The sequence below is a fragment of the Chloracidobacterium sp. genome, from assembly GCA_025057975.1.
GTDB lineage: Bacteria > Acidobacteriota > Blastocatellia > Chloracidobacteriales > Chloracidobacteriaceae > Chloracidobacterium.
The window spans coordinates 1-19,872 of record JANWUV010000004.1; the positions used below are offsets into that span (position 1 = coordinate 1).

Sequence of the window (19,872 nt, forward strand, 5' to 3'; positions counted from 1 at the left end):
AGGATCAAGCTTACCCGCCCGACGCCTGCTACCGCATCGGGCAGGGAACAGGCAGGATAGACAGACAGCACACACCTCTCGCGTGGAGCTATGGTTCAGTTTGTCCGTTCGTGATGTGTCTTGAGACGAAGCGCAGCGTCGAGCGTCCGCAGGTTGTCTTTGATCGCTACGCCGGAAAAACCTGCGCTACACACAGGCTGGAAAAGGAAAGTGGGAAGCGGCGACGCTCTTCTGTTCTTTTTACTGTAGGGCGGAGTTTGTTCGGTACTCGGTTGCACAACACCCCGTGTAGCGCTTGAACGCCCGCGAAAAATAATCGCTGTCCGCAAAACCCACCCGCAACGCTATCTCCTTGACCGTACTCGTGTTGGATGCCATCAACAACTGCTTCGCCGCCTCCAGCCGCGTCTGCTGCAACAACTGCCGAAACCGTACCCCCGCATGCCGATTCAACAACCGCGACAACTGCCCCGCCGACAAGTTCAGCCGCGCCGCCACCGCCCGCAAGTTCAGCTTCGGATCGGCATAGTGCGCCGCCACCACCTTCATCACCCGATCCATCAAAAACGCCTCCGCCGGCGGCTCTAACTCCGCCGTCAGCGGCAACGGAAACAGCTTCCGCAATCCCTGCGCCGCCACCCACACCTCATCAGGCGACGATGCGCTCAGCATAAAGTCCGCCGACACGGTATTTCGCACTTCCAACGGCGCTCCGCCGCCCCCAAACTCGTGCGCCCGCCGCAGGAACACCAGACACGCCGCCGGTGCCACCCGCCGCAACTCGTTCACAATCCGCCGCCGAATCGGGAACAGCGACACGCCGACAATGATGATCTGATACTTGCCCAACTCGGAAAGTCGCATGCCGGCTTCCTCAAGCGTATACGTCGCCGTCACCGGCAGCCCATACTTCTCCACCGCTTTCGCCGCGTGGTTGAGTTCATCAATGACGGCGACACGGTATGCCGGCATTTGCCCATTCGTATAGGTCGTCATAACCCCCCTAAGGTGCTGCGCCTACTTCTGAGATCCCGATCCTTTCCTCAGCGGGAAGCCGGTTCACCGGTAAGCTGGAAAAACCCAACGACACTGGTGATGGTACTCGATTCCAGTCGCCGGAGCAAGAAATTTCTGTGCCAAAGAACGAAATCAATTTTCGGGTGTCGTCTTCCGGTTGAACGACTCGCCCACGCGCTCACCGCGCAAAAGCCCGGTAGCGTCCCAGCGCCATCAACGGGAAATAGTGCCGGTAGAAGTGGTAGTTCATGTAGAAGTGATTTGGAAAACCCGTCCCGGTAAACTGCGGTTCCGTCCAGCCACCGTCATCATTCTGGTGGGTGACAAGGTACTCGACGCCGCGTCGGACACAGTCGGATTTACCTTCGCCGCCGGCCATGAGCCCCATTAGCGCCCAAGCGGTCTGCGACGGCGTACTCTCACCGACGCCCATCAGCTTCCGGTCACCGTAGCTGGCGCAGGTCTCGCCCCACCCGCCGTCTTCATTCTGGCAAGAGTTGAGCCACTGCGTGCCGCGCATGATGAACGCTTCGCGCGGGTTCAAACCTAGCGCCGTTAGGCCGCAGATGACCATGTGCGTGCCGTAGATGTAATTGACGCCCCACCGTCCCCACCAGCAGCCTTCCGGCTCTTGCTTGCTCTTGATGAAGGCGACCGCACGCTCAATCTTCTCACGCGGTGCGGCGTAGCCAGTCACGCCAAGCATCTCCAGGATGTGTCCCGTCAAATCCGCCGTCGGCGGGTCAATCATGGCCTTGAGGTCGCCGTAAGGGATTTCGTTGAGAATCTCCAGATCATTGTCCACATCGAACGCGCCCCACCCGCCGTTTTTGCTCTGCATGGAGAGCGTCCACTCAATCGCTAGCTCGATGCGCCGCCGCTTTTCAGCTTCGTCCGGCAGCTTCAGCCGATGAAGCGCCATCGTCACCACAGCCGTGTCGTCTACATCGGGAAAGAAATCGTTCCAGAACTCAAACGCCCAACCGCCGGCTGGGCCGGTCTTGTTTTTGAAGCGCCAGTCACCGTCGCGCAGGATTTGCTTGGAAAGCAGCCATTCCCCGGCTTTGACCAACGCCGGGTGGTCGTTCGGGAGGCCCGAATCCAGCAACGCCAAAATGGTCAGGCCCGTATCCCAGACGGGCGATACGCAGGGCTGTGTGTGAAATTCGTCCTCGGTCTCAATACAGAACCGTTCGACTGCCTCAATACCCTTCCGCATCACTGGGTGGTCGGGCGCGTAGCCACGACAGTACAGCCCCAGCAGTGAGTTGAGCATCGCTGGGATAATGCCGCCCCAGTCGCCGCTTTCGTCCTGATGCTCAAGCGTCCAGCGTTCAGCCAGCGCCAGCGCTTCGGCTTTGCGCGGTGAAAAATCCAAGCGCTCCATCAGCTTGAGAACTTTGTCCAGACCGATGAACACACCACCGAGCGACCACATCCCGTCGGGATTAGGTAGCGCAAGGTCAGCGGCAGCGCGACCTTCGACGTACAACTCGTCCACGTCCCCGCCGGGAACCGTCGTGACCGGCTTTTTGTCGTAGACCAGTAGGAGCGGCACGGTAGAGCTGCGCGCCCAGCTGGCCAGTTCATAGATGGTGAACGGAAACCAGTCCGGCAGCAGCATGATCCATGGCGGGAGCGCCGGGCAGCCCTCCCACGGAAACGCGCCAAACAGCGCCAAATGAATCTTGGTGAAGACGCGCGCTTTTGTAACGCCGCCGCGCGCCAGAATAAACGCCCGCGCCCGCACCATATGCGGCGCGTCAGGCGGGTCGCCCAGCAATTTGAGCGCGAAATAGGCTTCAATGCTGGTGGAAAGCTCGCCGCCGTCGCCGTAGTAGAGTTCCCAGCCGCCGTGGTCGCGCTGCTGACGACGCAAATACGTTCGGATTTTCGCCAACTGCCGCGTGCGGGTCTTGTCCGTGCCGAGGATTTTGTGAAGAAAGACGTATTCCGCTGTCAGCGTCACATTCGCTTCAAGCTCCGCCCACCAGTAACCTTCAGGGTACTGTTTCGAGAGCAAGTAGTCTTGGGCGCGGGCGATGGCAGCGTTGACGGCGGCGGCTGAGGCCGGAGCCGCTGGACGAACGGTGCGCAGCGCAGGCGCGATGGGCGATTCGACAACGGGTTGAACAAAGCGAGGCGCAAATCCGGTCATGTGGACGTTTTCCTTTAGGTTTTAGGCAAAGCTGATGGATTTTTGAGCGACGGTGAACCGTCGTTGCGAAGCCGCGAACTCTACACGAAAAACGGCGACTGCGCCTACCACACAAGGCTTGGCGAGGCCGTCCCAAGGAACGCATGGGCTTGGCGCGAAACAACGGCGCAGTGTAAGCTCGCGGTAAGGTCGTTGGTTTCACTTTTCCCGGATTAGGTGCTTCTCAATGGCGACGGCAAATGACGCAGCGACGGGGACCGCGCTCCGACAACATCCTTCCCGCAGTGGTTTTGGTTTGCGCGCCGAAGTTCACGACAACATCAAAAACGACTTCGACAGCCCGCTGGTGCAACGCATCAAGGCCGCCGGCGGGACACATCGCGTTGGACGGCTGACCTTTCGGCTCGCTCAGGAGTTTGGTTTTTGCTACGGCGTGGATCACGCGCTGGACTTGGCTTATGAAACGCACGTTCGGTTTCCCAACCGGCGCATCTATCTGACGGGCGAAATTATTCACAACCCGACGGTCAACGAGCAGTTGGCCAAGATGGGCTATTGTTTCCTGCAGCCGGGCGATGAAGTCACCGCCGACGACATTGTGTTGATTCCGGCTTTCGGCGCGCCGACCCACGAACTGGAACGCCTCAAAAACATCGGCTGTTTACTGGTGGATACGACGTGTGGCTCAGTCGTCCACGTCTGGAAACGGGTGGAAAAATACGCCCGCGAAGGTTTTACGGCGATCATTCACGGCAAGTACGATCACGAGGAAACCAAGGCGACGCGCTCCCGAACGACGCTGTACGAAGGCGGGAAGTTTTTGGTCATCCGTGATCGTGCTCAGGCGCAGGATGTGTGTGACTACATTGAAGGGCGCGGCGATCGCGCGGCGTTTTTGGCGAAGTACGCGCCGGTGGCGACGCCGGGGTTTGACCCCGACCGCGACTTGGAGCGCGTCGGTCTGGCCAATCAGACGACGATGCTTTCGAGCGAGTCGCTGGAAATCGCCGAGATGATTCGGCAGGCGATGCTGCGGCGTTACGGAGCCGAAGAACTCAAAGCCCGCTTCCGGTCGTTCGACACGATATGCAGCGCCACACAGGAGCGTCAGGACGCCATTCTCAAGCTGATTGAGGAGCCGCTGGATTTGGTCATCGTCGTCGGCGGCTACAACAGCAGCAATACGGAGCACCTGTGCGAAATCGCCTCGGAACGCTGGCCGACCTATCACATCAACGCGCCGGAGTGTTTGGTTTCATCCCGTGAGATTCGGCACAAGCCCGCTTTCAGCAAGCACGAGACGACTTCGTGGGATTGGCTGCCGGCCGGCGAAGTCACCATCGGCATTACCGCCGGTGCGTCAACGCCGAACAAAGTGGTCGGCGACTGCATCGAGCGCATTGCCCGTTTGGCGGGCGCGGCGTAGTGAGGGACGGTGCTATGCTCGGCGGCGTCGGACAACAGGGCGAGGAATTTCGGCAGACGGTTAAGCATCCGCTGCTGTCGCCGGCGGTCGTCAAGCGGCTCTCTGTACTGTCGCCGTGGCGGGCGACAGCTTCGTTGGCGCTGGATTGGGGCGTCATTCTCGGTCTGGTCACGACGACGCTGTGGGTCAATCATCCCGCTCTGTGGTGCCTCGCGCCCTTTGGGATCGCCGCCGCGCAGCATGGTTTGGCGATTCTGGCGCACCAAGCGGCGCACTACCGCATGTTCCAGACGCGGTGGCTCAACGACGCGGTTGGGATGCTCTGCGCCGCGCCGCTGGGCGTTTCGATGCACACCTACCGCATCCTGCACCGCATCCACCACAACCACCTCTACACGCCGGCCGACCCGGACATGGCGCTGATGGCCGGTTATCCGCGTGGACGGTGGAAACTGGCGAAAAAGTTCATCAAAGACCTGTTGGGTGTCACGGCTGTCAAGAACTACCTGTACTTCTTCGGCAAGCCGCTGCGGAAAGCGACGCCGGACGGACCAGCTGTGCATATGTCCATGGTGGACGATACTTCGGAGGCGCTGCGGCGGGCGGCGCGCGCCGACCAGCGCCTTGTTGTCATTCTGCACATAGTTCTGCTTGGCGCGGCGGTCGCCACTGGTTGGTGGCCGACGTACTTCGTCCTGTGGCTACTACCGCTGGTGACGTTGCTTCAGTTTGTGCTGCGGCTGCGGGCGCTATGCGAGCATGGAGCGGTGACGGACACCTCGACGCCGCTGCGCGCGGCGCGGACGAATCTCGTGCCGTGGTACGTTCGCGTCTGGCTCTTCCCACACCAAATGCACTACCACATTGAGCATCACCTGTATCCGAGCATCCCGCACTATCGGCTGCCGGAATGCCATGCGGCGCTGCGTGACATCGGCGCGCTTGACGACGCTGAAGTATCGGCGTCGCTGCGCGCAACGTGGCGCAAGTTTTTTGCCCCTGCTGCGCCGACGGCGACCAAGACGATGGCATAGTCATAACTCACGGCTTTGCCCCCTAGCGCGCAGCGGTATCCGGTCGGAAACGGCGTCAAGTGTTTAGCGTGCGGCGGCGTTCCCTTCGGAGACATCACGCCCACGCCATCGTCCGACGTTTTCACCAGTCTTCAGAGAGACCGCCCAAGTTCACTTCCTGCCTCCGGTTGACTTTCGAAAACCGCCGGCGAGAAACGCGGCGGCGACCTCGCGCGGCGTCCGCTTTTCGCCGTCCACGGCGTCGTTCAAACGCCGCATCGTGTCCGTGTCAATCACGCCGTCCAGCGCGCGAACGGCCTCCGCCAATTCCGGCGTCGCCTCCCACGCCGCCCGCCGAACAACGTACACCGCTTGGTAGGGCGGGAAATACCGACGGTCGTCTTCCAACGCGACCAAATCGAGCGCAGCGATCAAACCGTCGGTGGCGTTGCCGGCGATGATGTCGAGTTCACCCGCCGCCAGCGCCCGGTACGTCAGCGACAACTCCATTTCACGCGGCGTCTCGAAACGAAAACCATAGGCCGCACAAAATCCGGCGTAGCCGTCCGCCCGCGACATGAAATCCTGTCCAAAACCGGCTCGCCACCGGAGCGGCGCACGCGCCGCGTCGGAAATCGTCCGCAGGCTGTACTGCATCGCCGTTTGCCGCCGAACCAGAATGGCGAAGTCGTTCCGAAAACCAAGCGGCGGCCCGACGACCAAACCAAAGCGCGCTGCGTAGTCGCGCCGCACGCCTGCGTACACCGCCTGCGGATCGGTCAGCGGGCGTTCCCCCAGAATGGCCGTCCACGCCGTTCCAGTGTATTCGGGATACACGTCAATCGCGCCGGCCAACAACGACTCATGCGCCAAGTGGCCGCCCAACTCGAAGCGCCGCTCAACGGCGACGCCCTGCGCTTCAAGCCGCTGCGCCAAAATCTCCGCCAGAATGACCGACTCGGTGAAATCCTTCGACCCAACCACAACTGGGCGACGACTAACTTTGGCGACCGGTGAAGCGGCGCGGTAGCTCCACGCGACCGGTAAAAAAATCAACGCCAGTCCCGCTGCGGCTGCCAAACGTCTTGACGTTTGCGGCGCCGCCGGTGGCGGCGGTCGCCGCTCGAACGCGGCAAAGACGGCGTCCGCCAAAAGCGCCAGCAGCGCCGCCAAAACGCCGCCGGTGACAAGCAGCCGATTGTCGTTCTGTCGCAACCCGCGAAAGATGAACGCGCCGAGACCGCCCGCACCGACGGCGGCCGCAATCGTCGCCGTTCCGACGGCGAGCGTGACGGCTGTTCGTACGCCGGCCAAGATGACGTTCGCCGCCAACGGCAACTCAACGTAGCGCAACCGTTGCCAACCGGTCAGTCCCAGCGCCTCGGCCGCCTCCCGCACGCTCGGCTCCACACCCAAGATACCGGTCGCCGTGTTGCGTACGATGGGCAGCAGCGCGTAGAGCGTCAGCGCCACGATCGCCGTTCGCGCGCCGATGCCGCCCAGCCACGGCAGCGGCAACAGCAGTCCGAACAGCGCCAGACTCGGCACGGTCTGCACAATGTTGACGACCATGAACACCGCGTTGCGCAGCTGCGGCCGCCGCGCCGCCGCAATCCCCAGCGGGACGCCGATCATGACCGCCAACACCGTCGCCGCAACGACCAACCACACGTGCTCACGCCACGCGACAAGCAGGCCTGTTCGGTTGTCAACGATGAAATCCCACCACGTCATCACCGGCCGGCCGCCCGTACGTACGCCTGCACTTCCGGTACGTCAAGCTGCGGGAAATCGCCCGGCGTCGCGTCGGCGACAAGTTTTCCTTCCGCCAACAGGCAAATCCGCGTTCCGATCCGCAAGGCTTCCTGGAGGTCATGCGTCACAAACAGGACGGTTTTGTTCAACGTGCGCGCTAAGTCCGCAAACTCCTGTTGCAACCGCGCCCGCACGACCGGATCAAGCGCGCCGAACGGTTCATCCAGCAGCAATAGCTCCGGATCAAGCGCCAACGCCCGCGCCACACCGACGCGCTGCCGTTCACCGCCTGATAGTTCCGCCGGGAAACGCTGCGCGTAGGCCGCCGGGTCAAGTCCGACCAATTCCAGCAACGCCGCCACCCGCGCTTGGCGCTCCGCCGCCGGACGCCCTTCCAATTCGAGCAGCAGGCCGACGTTGCGCGCGACGGTGCAATGCGGAAACAAGCCGGCGTCCTGCATTACGTAGCCAATGCGTCGCCGCAGCTGAATCAGATCCCATGCGGCCGTTGGCCGACCTGCAACCCACACTTCCCCAGCCGTTGGTTCAAGGAGGCGGTTGACAAGCTTGAGCAGTGAAGTTTTCCCACTCCCCGACGCGCCTAGCAACATGACGATTTCACCCCGGCTAATCGTGAGACTCACGCCTCTAAGAACGCTGGTTTGTCCGCGCGTTAGGTGAACCTGGCGCATTTCGACCGGGGCTGGTTCAATCTCCGGCATCGCGGCGCGCGTGTTCTTGTTGGTGCTTGGCGCTTGGTGCGCCACCGGTCCGTCATCTCACGGCGGCTTCGAAAGGCGCTATTCAGTCGAAGCGACGCCCTTGTTTTCCAGCGCGTTGCGCAGCGCGTGCCACGGCAGGCTAGCGCACTTGACGCGCACCGGGTAGTGACTGACGTTCTCAAACATTGTCAGCTTGCCAAGATGGTGTTCCTCGCGCGCTGGGTCGAGTTCACCCTTGACCAGCCGGTGAAACTCGTCGAAGAGCTGCTCTGCCTCAGCGCGTTTCTTGCCCTTCACGCTGGTGGTCATCATCGAGGCCGACGCCATGCAAATCGCGCACCCGCTCCCCTGAAACGCCACATCCTCCAACGTTTCGTCGTCGCCGACCTTCACGTACACCGTCACCCGGTCGCCGCAGAGCGGGTTCGCGCCCTCACACTTGTAGTCGGCGTTTTCAATCGGCCGAAAGTTCTTCGGGTGCTTGCTGAGGTAAATAATCTGTTCGCCGTAAAGACTCTTGTTGCTCATGGCTGGTTGACGCCTACACGGCAAAGACGGCGATGGCTTTCTCAATCGCCGCACCGAGGGCTTCAATCTCCGACGGCAGGTTGTAGAACGCAAACGACGCGCGCGCCGTCGCCGGCACGCCGTAGCGCGCCATCACCGGCTGGGCGCAGTGATGGCCGGCGCGGATGGCGACGCCCTCCTGATCGAGCAGCGTTCCAATGTCGTGCGGATGAATCCCGTCAACCACAAACGACACAATCGCCGCCTTCCGCCGCGCCGTTCCAATAATCCTAACGCCGGGGATGGCGGACAGTCGCGCCGTCGCTTGCTCCAGCAGTTCGTGCTCGTAGGCGGCGATAGCTTCCAACCCGATGTTGCGCAGATACTCAAGCGCCGTCCCAAGCCCAATGACTTCGGCGATGGGCGGCGTCCCGGCTTCAAACTTGTGTGGAATCGGCGCGTACGTCGTCTTCTCGAACGTGACGCTTTCGATCATGTCGCCGCCGCCGAGAAAAGGATTCATCCGCTCAAGCCATGCCGCCTTGCCGTAGAGGACGCCGACGCCCGTCGGGCCGCAGGCCTTATGGCCGGAAAACACGTAGAAATCACAGTCCAGCGCCTGTACGTCCACCGGCATGTGCGGGGCCGCCTGTGCGCCATCCACCAGCACCGGTACGCCGTGGGCGTGCGCCAGTCGGATGATCTCCTCGACCGGGTGAATCGTCCCCAGCGCGTTGGAAACATGCCCGACCGCCACCAGTTTCGTCCGGTCGGTGAGCAGCTTTTCGTAGGCTTCCAGAATCAACTCGCCCCGGTCGTCCACGGGGATGACGCGCAGCCGTGCGCCCTTTTCTTCGCACAACATCTGCCACGGCACGATGTTGGCATGGTGTTCGGTCGCCGAGATGATGATCTCGTCGCCTTCGCCGACAAATTTCCGCCCATAGCCGTGCGCCACCAAGTTGATGCCCTCGGTTGTGCCCTTTGTGAAAATGATTTGGCGCGTCTCCGGCGCGTTGAGGAGTTGCGCCGCCGTCCGCCGCGTCGCCTCGTACGCCCGCGTCGCCTCGGCGGACAGCAGGTGAATGCTGCGCCGAACGGTCGAGTACTCCTCCGTATAGAACCGATGCATCCGGTCAATGACGACCTGCGGCTTCTGGCTAGTCGCCGCGTTGTCGAGATACACCAGCGGACGACCGTTGATCGTGCGCCGAAGCGTTGGAAAATCCGCCCGCAGCGCCACGGCGTCGAGAGTCGCAGCCGTCGCCGGTACCGCCTGAGCCGTCATATCGCAGTTTCTCCGTGAGACGATGAGGATGATTCGACGCGGGCCGCCAACGCGCCGTCGAGTCGAACCCGAAGTGAGGGGACAGGGAGTTTTTCGCTGACTTCCCGCGCAAAGCCGAATGTCAGCAGCCGCCGCGCCTCGGCGGCCGGCAAACCACGGCTGCGCAGGTAGAAAATCTCGTCTTGGTCAAGTTGCCCGACCGTCGCGCCGTGGCCGCATTTGACATCGTCGGCGAAAATCTCCAGTTGCGGTTTCGTGTCGGCACGCGCCGTCCTTGAAAGCAACAAATTTTTGTTGGTTGTGATGGCATTGGTGCGCTGTGCGCCGTGTCGGACAAGTACGCGCCCGTCGAAGACGCCATGCGCCTGACCGTCAAACACGCCCTTGTAGAGAACCTCACTCGTGCAGTCCGGTACGGCGTGATCCACCACGACATGCGTATCGGCCAGTTGACGGCCGGCAATGGCCTGCAACCCGTACAGTCGGCACTCGCCACCTTCGTCTGTAAACCGGGCATGGATCTCCTGTCGTGAAAGCAGCCCGCCCAAAGCATGGGCGTGGTTTGTGAAGGATGCGCCGCGTCCGACAACCGCCCGCAAGTCGGCGATGTGATAGGCGTGCGCGCCCTCGGTCTGAATCTTGATGTGCGTCAGATGCGCGCCCTGTCCAAGCTGAACGTCCGTTACGGCGTTGGTCAAATACGGGTGCGCGCCAAAACGTCCCTCTTCGTCGCACAGCACGGTGTGAATTTCAGCCACCGTCGCAATCGCGGCCGCATCCAGTTCAATCACGACGCGCGGATGCGTCATCGTGAAGTCGAGCGTCGGCGCAGTGACAAAAAACACGCCGATGGGCGGCGCAACGGCCTTGCCGCGCGGGACACGAATCACCAGTGCCTCCTGCACAAACGCCGTGTTGAGCGCCCGAAACGGCGTGTCCCCCACCGTCGCCGGTTGGAAATCGTCGTTCAACCGTCCGACTTCAACACCCGCCGGTAAGCCGCTCAGGTCGGAAAGCGACGCCTGAAACACGCCGTTGACAAACACTAGGCGCGTCGTCGCAGACTCGTCGAAGAACGGAATGCCCTGCCGTAGCAGGGCGGGGTCTAGACCATCCGCCGTCGCCAGCTGGAAGGGCTGCTTGGTCAGTGGGGCTAGGTTGGTATAGCGCCACGCCTCTTCCTTAACCGTGGGAATGCCCATCCGCTCAAAAGCAGCGAAAGCCGCACTACGCCAATCCGCCGCCGGCGTGCCGGCAAGCGACGTGGTGGACAACGCCGCGAAAGCGGCGGCGAATGGATTGAACGCTCTAGCGGTTTCCGCTTTCATCGCCGTCATGCCCCCACGCCCGCCGCCTTGGATTCAACTTCCTCTCGAACCCAGTCATAGCCGCGTCGCTCAAGTTCAAGCGCCAGCTCCTTGCCGCCTGACTTGACAATGCGCCCGTTGAGCAGCACGTGGACAAAATCCGGCTGGATGTACTCCAACAGCCGCTGGTAGTGGGTGACGAGGATGATGGCATTGTCGTCAGTATGCAGCCGGTTGACCCCGTTGGCTACAATCCGCAGCGCGTCAATGTCCAAGCCCGAGTCGGTTTCGTCCAACACCGCCAGCTTCGGCTCCAAAATTGCCATCTGCAAAATCTCGTTGCGCTTCTTCTCGCCGCCCGAAAAGCCTTCGTTGACGGAACGCTCAATGAACGACTTGTCCATCTCAACGATCTTGATTTTCTCCTGAAGCAGATCGTCGAATTCCAACGGGTCAAGCTCTTCCTCGCCACGATGCTTACGTAGCTGGTTGTAGGCGGCACGCAGGAACGTCGCGTTGCTAACACCGGGAATCTCAACCGGGTACTGAAAAGCAAGAAAAACACCTTCGCGGGCGCGCTCGTCAGGTTCAAGTTCGAGCAGATTTTTGCCGAAATAGAGAACTTCACCTGCCGTCACTGTGTAGTCAGGATGGCCTGCCAAAACCTTGGACAGCGTGCTTTTGCCCGACCCGTTCGGACCCATAATGGCGTGAATTTCGCCAGCTTTAACCGTCAGGTTCACGCCGCGCAGAATAGGGCGACCTTCGATGGACACGTGGAGATTTTTGATTTCAAGCATGGCATACCCCTTAGTCTTTCGTCTCTTGCCGAGCTGTTGAGCCTCACACTGAGCGACGCTGCTACCCGACTGAGTTTTCTAACTTCAGGCCAAGCAACCGCTGCGCCTCGACGGCGAACTCCATCGGCAGCTCGCGGATGACTTCCTTGCAGAAGCCGCTGATGATCATCGAGATGGCGTCTTCCTGTGGAATGCCGCGCTGCATGAAGTAGAAAATCTGCTCCTCGCTGATTTTTGAGGTCGTGGCTTCGTGCTCGACCTTGGCGGTGTTGTTCTGAACCTCGATATATGGGAAAGTGTTTGCCCCGCAGTCATGACCGATGAGCATTGAGTCGCACTGCGTGTAGTTCCGGGCGTTGTCAGCGCTAGGCAGAATCTTGACCAGCCCACGGTAGCTGTTGTTCGACTTGCCGGCCGAGATGCCCTTCGACACGATCCGCGACCGCGTGTTTTTGCCGATGTGGATCATCTTCGTGCCGGTGTCAGCCTGCTGCCGGTGGTTGGTCAGCGCCACCGAGTAGAACTCGCCCACTGAGTTGTCACCGATCAGGATGCAGCTTGGGTACTTCCACGTAATCGCCGAGCCGGTTTCAACCTGCGTCCACGAAATCTTCGAGTTGCGCCCCAAGCATTTGCCGCGCTTGGTGACGAAGTTGTAGATGCCGCCGCGCCCTTCCGCGTCACCGGCATACCAGTTTTGAACCGTCGAGTACTTGATTTCGGCGTCATCGAGCGCAATCAGCTCAACCACGGCGGCATGGAGCTGGTTCTTGTCGTACTTCGGCGCAGTGCAGCCTTCCAGATACGACACCGACGCGCCTTCCTCGCAGATGATGAGCGTCCGCTCGAACTGTCCCGACTCTGCGTTGTTGATGCGGAAATAGCTCGACAACTCCATCGGGCACTGCACGCCCTTCGGCACAAAGACAAACGACCCGTCGCTAAACACGGCCGAGTTAAGCGCCGCAAAGTAGTTGTCGTTGATGGGCACAACCGTCCCAAGGTACTTCCGGACAAGCTCCGGGTGCTCCTTCACCGCTTCGGAGAACGAGCAAAAAATGACCCCGTGTTCGCGGAGCTTTTCTTTGTAAGTGGTCGCTACTGAAACACTGTCGAAGATGGCGTCCACGGCGACGTTCGCCAGCAGCTTTTGCTCATGGAGCGGAATGCCGAGCTTTTCAAAGGTTTCGAGCAGTTCCGGATCCACCTCGTCGAGGCTGTTGAGCTTCTTCTTCGGCTTCGGCGCGGAATAGTAAATGATGTCCTGATAGTCAATCGGCGGGTAGGTGACGTTCTGCCAGGTTGGCTCCGTCATCTTTAGCCACTGCCGATAGGCCTTGAGCCGGAACTCCAGCATAAAGGCCGGCTCTTCCTTCTTGGCGGAAATGAGCCGAATGATGTCTTCGTTGAGGCCGCGCGGGACGACATCTGACTCGATGTCAGTTGTAAAGCCGTACTTGTATTCCTGCGCAGCCAAAGTCGCAGCAAGGGCGCTCATTGTTAGGTTCCTTCCTCAGTCCTTCCCAAAAGAATCTTCAGCGAACGTCACAGGTTTCGCCAGCCCACCGTCGGCGTCACACCGAGATTGCCCCGGTCGGCATCGCCCCACTCGGCGCGGCGCGCTGCAACTGAAACAACCGCCGACTCACTTCGCCTTCGTGATGGACGAGCTGGGCGAGAGTGATTTGGCTGAGCACCTGCTTGACAGTTTCGTTTAGAATTTGCAGCACAGGACGAATACCGCAATCGGCGTTGTGGACGCACACTTCCTGAATACCGGAAAAGTTCTTGCAATGCTCTTCCAGGTCGGCGTGTTCAAACACGCTGATAATCTCACTGACGGTAATCTGGGTGGCCGGGCGCGCCAGCATGTAGCCGCCCTTGATCCCGCGCGCGGACTTCACGATGCCGGCATTGCTCAGCAACCAGAGAATTTTTCCCGCGTTGGCCGTTGAAATCCCTTCCCGCTCGCCGATCTGCTTGAGGGTCAGCCCCTGCCCTTCCGGCTGGCGGGCGAGTTGAATGAGGCAGCGGAGTCCGTATTCTTCTTGCGCCGTGATTCGCATCGGTGTGAAACTCGACTGTCGCCAAGGCGGTTCGAACCTTGGTGGGTTCTTGTGCTTTCCACCTTACTGAATACTTTACTTTTTCGTCAACAATCTCCGCCCGGCTCTTGCCGAACGGCGGAGGCAGGTTGGGTGGCGGACGGTGAAACCAAAGGCGAAGACGACTGAATCAGAAGCGCTTGAGTTGAAGCGGCGGGTGGGTGAGAACTTAGAGCTGCTGCGCCGCCAACGTGGGCTAAGCCTTGAACGACTTGCTGCGCGGGCCGGGGTGAGCCGGGCAATGCTAGGCCAGATTGAGGCTGGCGAAAGCGCCCCAACTATCGCCGTATTATGGAAGATTGCGCGTGGATTGGGTGTCCGGTTCGCCGACCTGCTGGGCGATGAGCCGGAGCAGGCGGTCGTCATCCTACCGCAGGCGTCGTCCAAGGTGCTGCGGTCGCAGGATGGACGCTTTGAAAGCCGCGCCTTGTTTCCCTTTGACCGGGAGCGACGAGCGGAGTTTTACGAACTGCGGTTGAAAGTAGGCTGCGTCGAACAGGCAGAGCCGCACCCCGAAGGTACGTACGAAAATCTGGTCGTGCAGCAGGGCTGCTTGGAACTGACGATTGGCGACCGTCCTCCGGTGAGACTTCCCGCCGGCGACGCCGTGTACTTCCGCGCCGACGTGCCGCACGTGTATGCCAATCCGGGCGAAGAGGAAGTGCTGGCGTATCTTGTCATGACGTACGCCGGCTCGCGTCTGTAGCGCCGAGGCGACGCGCCCGTGCGGCTCCGCAGCGCCGCTCCGCTGGCTGCGCCGGAAAAGATGGAACTCTTCGTGCGCGATGCCCGCGCCGACAACGTCCTTGAAGCTACGGTTGCAGGTGATAGGTGCGCAGGCGAGGTATACTCGTTTGAGCCTACTTTCAGCATCAACCGCATTTTTGGGATTTGTCGCCTAGCACGGCTGGAGCAGGCGTAGCCGCGCCCGGCGCTTTTGCATACTTACTTTGCATACTTGCTTGGTGCACGCGATTAGTCGGTCTCCGGCAACAATAGAGGGCTTCAGCGCGCCTGGAGAACTGGCGTCTGCTAGAGCAATATGAGACCTGCTCCGCCAAGCGGTCAAAAATCACCGTTCGGGCAACGCCATTCAAAACCGCCTGATTCGAACGTCGGAGAAGGCGCTTGCTTTACCCCGACCTTGCCGCTCACCGCAACCGAGGCTCAGACAACGCCCAGCTGGGGCACGGACGCCCCGCCGTCATAACCGGGCGTCCAAAGCCGCCGCTTCTGGGTTTTCGCTCATCCCCGACATTGGTATAGTCGTCGGTTGAGTCAGGCGTGTCCACGCCGTGCGTCGGCGGATCAGTCGTCGCCGGAAACCGCCGCTTGCGGGGAAAAATCGCGGCAATCTTGCAGGGGTGACGTGATTGATGGTGGGCGCTTACATTGTTCTATGCGCTTGGTTGTGGTCGCCGGTCGCCTCTCCGGCGCCGAACGCGGCCGCCGCCTCCAGTGCTCAGTCTCTGCAACAACCGACCCGGCCGCCGGAGACGGACGAGCCGGATGCGGCGGAGGACCCGCGCGACTTCGGCACACGCGATCCGCTGTTGGAGAAACGCGCGCGGAAAAACATTGAAGTTGCTGAGTTTTACGCCCGACAGAAAAACTTCCGGGCCTCGATCAACCGCCTGACGGAAATTTACGAGGTGTATCCGCAGTTCACCCGTTTTGACAAAATTCTCTTCCTGCTTGGCAAATACCATCTCGGCCAACGCCGGCTGTTGGAAGAAGAGGCGAAACGCCTGTCCAAGCAACGGCAGCTGCAGGAAGCGCAGCGCAAAACTGAAGAGGCGAATGCCAACCAAGCGGAGGCCCGGCGCTACTTTGTCGAACTCATCGAGCGGTTTCCCGAAAGCGATCTGGTCAAAGACGCCCGGAAGGAGCTGGATCGGTTGGCCGCGCCGACCGGTCAGCGCTCGCCGTCATGACCAAGCCAGTCCCTTTAGTTCCAACGCCAGACCATGCTTGAAATTCTTCAGCTTCGGCCGCAGGCCGGCGTGCCGGGCGGCCTAATCGTCATTGATTGCCGTGGATTTGACGCGACGGACTATGCGGCCTGTGATGTATTGTTCGGCGAGACGCCGGCCCGCATCGTCAGCGCCTCACCGGATCGGGTTCTGGTGACGGTTCCCAGCGAACTGAGCGAACGGGACCGACTGGCCGGTATACAACTGCTGTCGGCCGGCAAAGTCAGCGCCCGCGTACCGTTTCTGGTCGCCGAACTTCTGGCGGACAATCTCCATCCAGTCGCCAACCCTGCCTATGATCCTGAAACTGGGACAATTTTCACCACGATTTCCGGGTCGCGCGGCAAGAAGGTCGAGGTCTCCGTCTGGCGGATTGGGCCGGACGGTAAGGCGACGCCGTTTCTGGACAACATCATGAACCCGACCGGCCTCGCTTTCGACCGTGATGGGACGCTTTATATCACGAGCCGTCACAACGGTGTCTTGTACCGGGTGTCGTCCTTCGGCGAGGTCGTCCCCTTTGCTGAGAATCTAGGAATTGCGACGGGGCTGGCAATTGACCGCACCGGCAACCTCTTTGTCGGCGATCGGCAGGGAACAATCTACCGGGTGACGCCATTGGGTGACGTGACGCCCTACGCGCGACTAGAGCCGAGCATGGCGGCCTACCACTTGGCTTTCTCGCCGGACGGCAACCTCTATGTCACCGCCCCGACTGCAGCCGGGACGCGCGAGGCGGTCTATCGTGTGACGCCGACTGGCAAAGTCGAGCCGTGGTTTGTGGGTTTAGGCCGCCCGCAAGGGCTGGCCTTCGACCAAGCCGGCAACGCTTACGTCTGCGCCAGCATGGACGGACTGCGAGGCGTAATCAAAATCGCGCCGGACGCGCAGGACGCCGAGTTGTTCATCGCCGGTATGCGCCTCGTTGGCTTGGCGTTTGACGACCGGGGCGCGGCGATTTTGGCGTCCAATCACGAAATCTATCGCGTTTCGGTTGGGGTCATTGGCTATAACCCTACCCGAGCCTGACCCTGACGTTTTCAGAGAGGCCGCATGCGGGACATCCACCTTGGCAATATCGTCCTTGGCTTTGTCGCGTTTCTTTTTTCGCTTTGCGTCCATGAATTCGCCCACGCTTGGACAAGCGAACGCTTCGGCGACGATACAGGACGCTACCAGGGCCGCGTCACGCTCGACCCACGAGCGCACATTGATCCCATCGGTTCGATTTTGTTCCCGTTAATCGGCTTGCTTACTGGCGGGTTCATTTTCGGCTGGGCAAAGCCGGTCGAAGTCAATCCTAGTCGCTGGAAGAACAAGGTCGTAGCGAACATCACCGTTTCGGCCGCCGGTCCCATCAGCAACCTGTTATTGGCGCTGGGCGCAACGCTGACGGTCAAACTGCTACTGGTCGGCGTCGGCATGAGTCGAGAAGACGTATTTGGCTTTTTCATGGGCGCGGATTTGTCCGACGCCGGGGCGTTGTTTGGGTTCGCCGAACCTGTGCTGACCTTTTTGTGGATGATGATCGTCATCAACCTGCTGCTCGCCGTCTTCAATATGATCCCCATTCCGCCCCTGGACGGCAGTCATATTCTGTCGAGTCTGCTGAGCGTGGTGAGTGTTCCGCTGATGGAGGCGTACGAAAGCTTGCGCCCGTACGGCTTTCTCCTGCTGCTTATCGCGTCGTTTACGGGACTGCTGGCGCTGATCTACCGGCCTATCGTGAAGCTGTTTCTAGGGCTGCTGGTCAGTTTGTTGTGAAGCTGGGCGCGCCGTCCAGCGCCGCCGCGAAGTTGCCATGTTGTCGCCGACCACTCCGCCGGTTTCCCAAACGCTGTTCGCCGGGGCGTCACCGGACGCCGCTCCGGGCGATTACCACGTCCGGCTGGAGGTGTTTGAGGGGCCGCTAGACCTGCTGCTGCATCTCATTAAGCGGCATGAACTCGACATCACCGACATTCCTATTGCACGCATCACAGCGGAGTATCTGGCCTACATTCAGGCGCTCCGCGACTTGGATTTTGATGTCGCCGGGGAGTTTCTGGTCATGGCGGCGACGCTCATTCACATCAAGTCACGGATGCTCTTACCCGCGACGGCTGAGGCGACAACCGAAGCGGCGGCTGAAGACCCCCGGGCCGAGTTGGTGCGGCAGCTTTTGGAGCACCAGCGGTATCGGGCGGCGGCGCAGGTGTTGTGGACGCGCTATGAGGTGGAACAGGGGGTTTACACGCGGCCAGTCCAGGAGTCGCCAGCCGGTGAGGTCAGCGTCACGGTTTTTGATCTGTTGGAGACTTTCAAGCGCCTGCTCGACCGCCGCCGCCAGCGGCTCGAACTGGCGATTGCGCACGAGACGATGACGCAGGCGCGCAAGTTGGCGGAGTTGCGCGCCCTGCTGGAGACGCAGCCGCGCCTCAACGCCACCCGACTCTTTGAAGCCGCTCGCAGCAAACGGGAAATGGTTTGCCTGTTTTTGGCCATCTTGGAACTGCTCCGCGAAGGGGTGGTGCGCTTTATTCAGACGGAAACGTTTGGCGACATCCACCTTGAGCGCCTGTCGCCTCCCGTGGAGACGCCCGTCGCACTATGACGCTCGATACGCTGAAAGCCATTTTGGAGACCTTGATCTTCGTCGCTGAAGAGCCGTTGACGCGCAAGCAGATGACGGAGTTGTTGCCTGAAGTCTCGCCGGAGATGATCGAGACGGCGCTGGCGGCGCTGGTCGCCGATTATGCACACCGTGGTCTAGAACTGCGTGAGATTGCAGGCGGTTGGCAAATGGCGACGCGCCCTGAATTGAGTGAATATGTTCGGCGCTACCACCGCGCGCGGCCGGCGGCGCGCCTGTCGCTGGCCGCGCTGGAAACCTTGGCCGTCATCGCCTATAAGCAACCCATCACCGTACCTGAAATCCTTGAAATTCGCGGCGTCAGCTCGTCATCGGCCATCAAAACCCTGCTTGACCGGAAACTCATCGTTCCGAAGGGTCGCAAGGAGTGTGTGGGGCGGCCAATCTTGTACGGTACGTCGAAGGAGTTTCTCATCCAGTTCGGCCTCAAGGACTTGAGCGTGCTGCCCAATCTGGAGGATTTAGCGGAGCTGGACGCCCCGACAACATGAGCGCGTTGCGGCGTTGCCGGTGGTTGATGAACCCCGTCCCGTGCGCGGGTGACATTAGAGGGCGATGCTGGAGCAGGAGTCCTAAAGAAGGAGTCAGCGATGTCTGAAAAACGACTGTTAATGACGGTCTTGATGTCGCCGGATATGGCGAACTTTTCCGGCCACGTCCACGGCGGCGCCATGCTGCGATTGCTCGACCAAGTCGCCTACGCCTGCGCTTCGCGGTACTCCGGCAGCTACGTTGTGACGGTTTCCGTGGATCAGGTGATCTTCCGTGAGCCAGTTCACGTTGGTGAGTTGGTCACATTTCGGGCGTCGGTCAACTATACGGGGACAACCTCCATGGAGGTTGGCATCCGGGTGGAGGCAGAAAACATCCAGAAACGCACGTCGCGGCATGTCATAACGTGCTACTTCACAATGGTGGCTGTGGACGAGCAGGGGCGGCCGCGGCGGATTCCGCCGGTGACGCTAGAAAACGATGACGACCGGCGGCGGTGGGCGGCTGCACAACTCCGGCGGCGGTATCGCAAGGAAATCGAACGACACAGCTTGGAGATCCGCCAGCATCCGCAGAAATTTATGCAGGAAATCATGGAGTCCCACGCCGGCGCCCGGCATGCCACTGAACGGCTGGGAAGCCCGGAAGAGGCGACCACGGCGGCTACAGATGCGTAA

Annotated in this window: 20 protein-coding genes; 10 read left to right on the forward strand and 10 right to left on the reverse strand. The window is 60.8% G+C overall.

Annotated features, from left to right (window positions below; genetic code table 11):
- Window positions 1-240 precede the first annotated feature (240 nt).
- Window positions 241-996, reverse strand: coding sequence for a helix-turn-helix transcriptional regulator (locus NZ585_04230; protein MCS7079243.1), 756 nt, complete (start codon window positions 994-996; stop codon window positions 241-243).
- 199 nt (window positions 997-1,195) lie between these two features.
- A complete protein-coding gene (shc, locus tag NZ585_04235) occupies window positions 1,196-3,175 on the reverse strand; it encodes a squalene--hopene cyclase (protein MCS7079244.1) in 1,980 nt (659 codons plus the stop codon).
- Between the two features lie 226 nt (window positions 3,176-3,401).
- Here shc and NZ585_04240 point away from each other — a divergent pair, with 226 nt between their 5' ends.
- The gene (locus NZ585_04240; GenBank protein ID MCS7079245.1) at window positions 3,402-4,601 is read left to right on the forward strand and encodes a 4-hydroxy-3-methylbut-2-enyl diphosphate reductase; all 1,200 of its coding nucleotides are present in this window, start codon (window positions 3,402-3,404) and stop codon (window positions 4,599-4,601) included.
- 14 nt (window positions 4,602-4,615) lie between these two features.
- Window positions 4,616-5,635, forward strand: coding sequence for a fatty acid desaturase family protein (locus tag NZ585_04245; GenBank protein ID MCS7079246.1), 1,020 nt, complete (start codon window positions 4,616-4,618; stop codon window positions 5,633-5,635).
- Window positions 5,636-5,785: 150 nt separating this feature from the next.
- On the opposite strand, the gene NZ585_04250 is transcribed toward NZ585_04245, so the two are convergent.
- The 8 genes from NZ585_04250 to NZ585_04285 all read right to left on the reverse strand — a co-directional run bounded on the left by NZ585_04250 (window position 5,786) and on the right by NZ585_04285 (window position 14,059).
- A complete protein-coding gene (locus tag NZ585_04250) occupies window positions 5,786-7,348 on the reverse strand; it encodes an ABC transporter permease subunit (protein ID MCS7079247.1) in 1,563 nt (520 codons plus the stop codon).
- On the reverse strand, window positions 7,348-8,091 hold the full coding sequence (locus tag NZ585_04255) for an ATP-binding cassette domain-containing protein (GenBank protein ID MCS7079248.1): 744 nt from the start codon (window positions 8,089-8,091) through the stop codon (window positions 7,348-7,350). The genes NZ585_04250 and NZ585_04255 overlap by 1 nt, the downstream gene beginning before the upstream one ends.
- A gap of 78 nt (window positions 8,092-8,169) precedes the next feature.
- The gene (locus NZ585_04260; GenBank protein ID MCS7079249.1) at window positions 8,170-8,619 is read right to left on the reverse strand and encodes an SUF system NifU family Fe-S cluster assembly protein; all 450 of its coding nucleotides are present in this window, start codon (window positions 8,617-8,619) and stop codon (window positions 8,170-8,172) included.
- Window positions 8,620-8,632: 13 nt separating this feature from the next.
- Complete coding sequence (locus tag NZ585_04265; protein ID MCS7079250.1) at window positions 8,633-9,886, reverse strand: cysteine desulfurase; 1,254 nt, start codon at window positions 9,884-9,886, stop codon at window positions 8,633-8,635.
- On the reverse strand, window positions 9,883-11,223 hold the full coding sequence (sufD, locus tag NZ585_04270) for a Fe-S cluster assembly protein SufD (GenBank protein ID MCS7079251.1): 1,341 nt from the start codon (window positions 11,221-11,223) through the stop codon (window positions 9,883-9,885). The genes NZ585_04265 and sufD overlap by 4 nt, the downstream gene beginning before the upstream one ends.
- Window positions 11,220-11,993: a Fe-S cluster assembly ATPase SufC gene (gene sufC, locus NZ585_04275; protein MCS7079252.1), complete on the reverse strand. Its 774-nt coding sequence runs from the start codon at window positions 11,991-11,993 to the stop codon at window positions 11,220-11,222. Before sufC ends, sufD begins: the two co-directional genes overlap by 4 nt.
- A 61-nt stretch (window positions 11,994-12,054) precedes the next feature.
- Entirely contained in the window at window positions 12,055-13,491 is a 1,437-nt protein-coding gene (sufB, locus tag NZ585_04280) for a Fe-S cluster assembly protein SufB (protein MCS7079253.1), read from the reverse strand.
- Window positions 13,492-13,567: 76 nt separating this feature from the next.
- Entirely contained in the window at window positions 13,568-14,059 is a 492-nt protein-coding gene (locus NZ585_04285) for an Rrf2 family transcriptional regulator (protein ID MCS7079254.1), read from the reverse strand.
- Between the two features lie 142 nt (window positions 14,060-14,201).
- Here NZ585_04285 and NZ585_04290 point away from each other — a divergent pair, with 142 nt between their 5' ends.
- From NZ585_04290 to NZ585_04325, 8 genes are all read left to right on the forward strand, one after another.
- Entirely contained in the window at window positions 14,202-14,804 is a 603-nt protein-coding gene (locus tag NZ585_04290; GenBank protein MCS7079255.1) for an XRE family transcriptional regulator, read from the forward strand.
- Window positions 14,805-14,822: 18 nt separating this feature from the next.
- A complete protein-coding gene (locus NZ585_04295) occupies window positions 14,823-15,020 on the forward strand; it encodes a hypothetical protein (protein MCS7079256.1) in 198 nt (65 codons plus the stop codon).
- 454 nt (window positions 15,021-15,474) lie between these two features.
- On the forward strand, window positions 15,475-16,032 hold the full coding sequence (locus tag NZ585_04300) for a hypothetical protein (GenBank protein ID MCS7079257.1): 558 nt from the start codon (window positions 15,475-15,477) through the stop codon (window positions 16,030-16,032).
- 33 nt (window positions 16,033-16,065) lie between these two features.
- On the forward strand, window positions 16,066-17,100 hold the full coding sequence (locus tag NZ585_04305) for a gluconolaconase (GenBank protein MCS7079258.1): 1,035 nt from the start codon (window positions 16,066-16,068) through the stop codon (window positions 17,098-17,100).
- Window positions 17,101-17,124: 24 nt separating this feature from the next.
- Window positions 17,125-17,835 carry a site-2 protease family protein gene (locus NZ585_04310; protein ID MCS7079259.1) on the forward strand — a complete coding sequence of 237 codons (711 nt, stop codon included), beginning with the start codon at window positions 17,125-17,127 and terminating at the stop codon, window positions 17,833-17,835.
- 37 nt (window positions 17,836-17,872) lie between these two features.
- Window positions 17,873-18,664, forward strand: coding sequence for a segregation/condensation protein A (locus NZ585_04315; protein MCS7079260.1), 792 nt, complete (start codon window positions 17,873-17,875; stop codon window positions 18,662-18,664).
- Window positions 18,661-19,194 (forward strand): SMC-Scp complex subunit ScpB, encoded by a 534-nt coding sequence (gene scpB / locus NZ585_04320; GenBank protein ID MCS7079261.1) that lies wholly within the window; start codon window positions 18,661-18,663, stop codon window positions 19,192-19,194. The genes NZ585_04315 and scpB overlap by 4 nt, the downstream gene beginning before the upstream one ends.
- A 99-nt stretch (window positions 19,195-19,293) precedes the next feature.
- Window positions 19,294-19,872, forward strand: coding sequence for an acyl-CoA thioesterase (locus tag NZ585_04325; protein ID MCS7079262.1), 579 nt, complete (start codon window positions 19,294-19,296; stop codon window positions 19,870-19,872).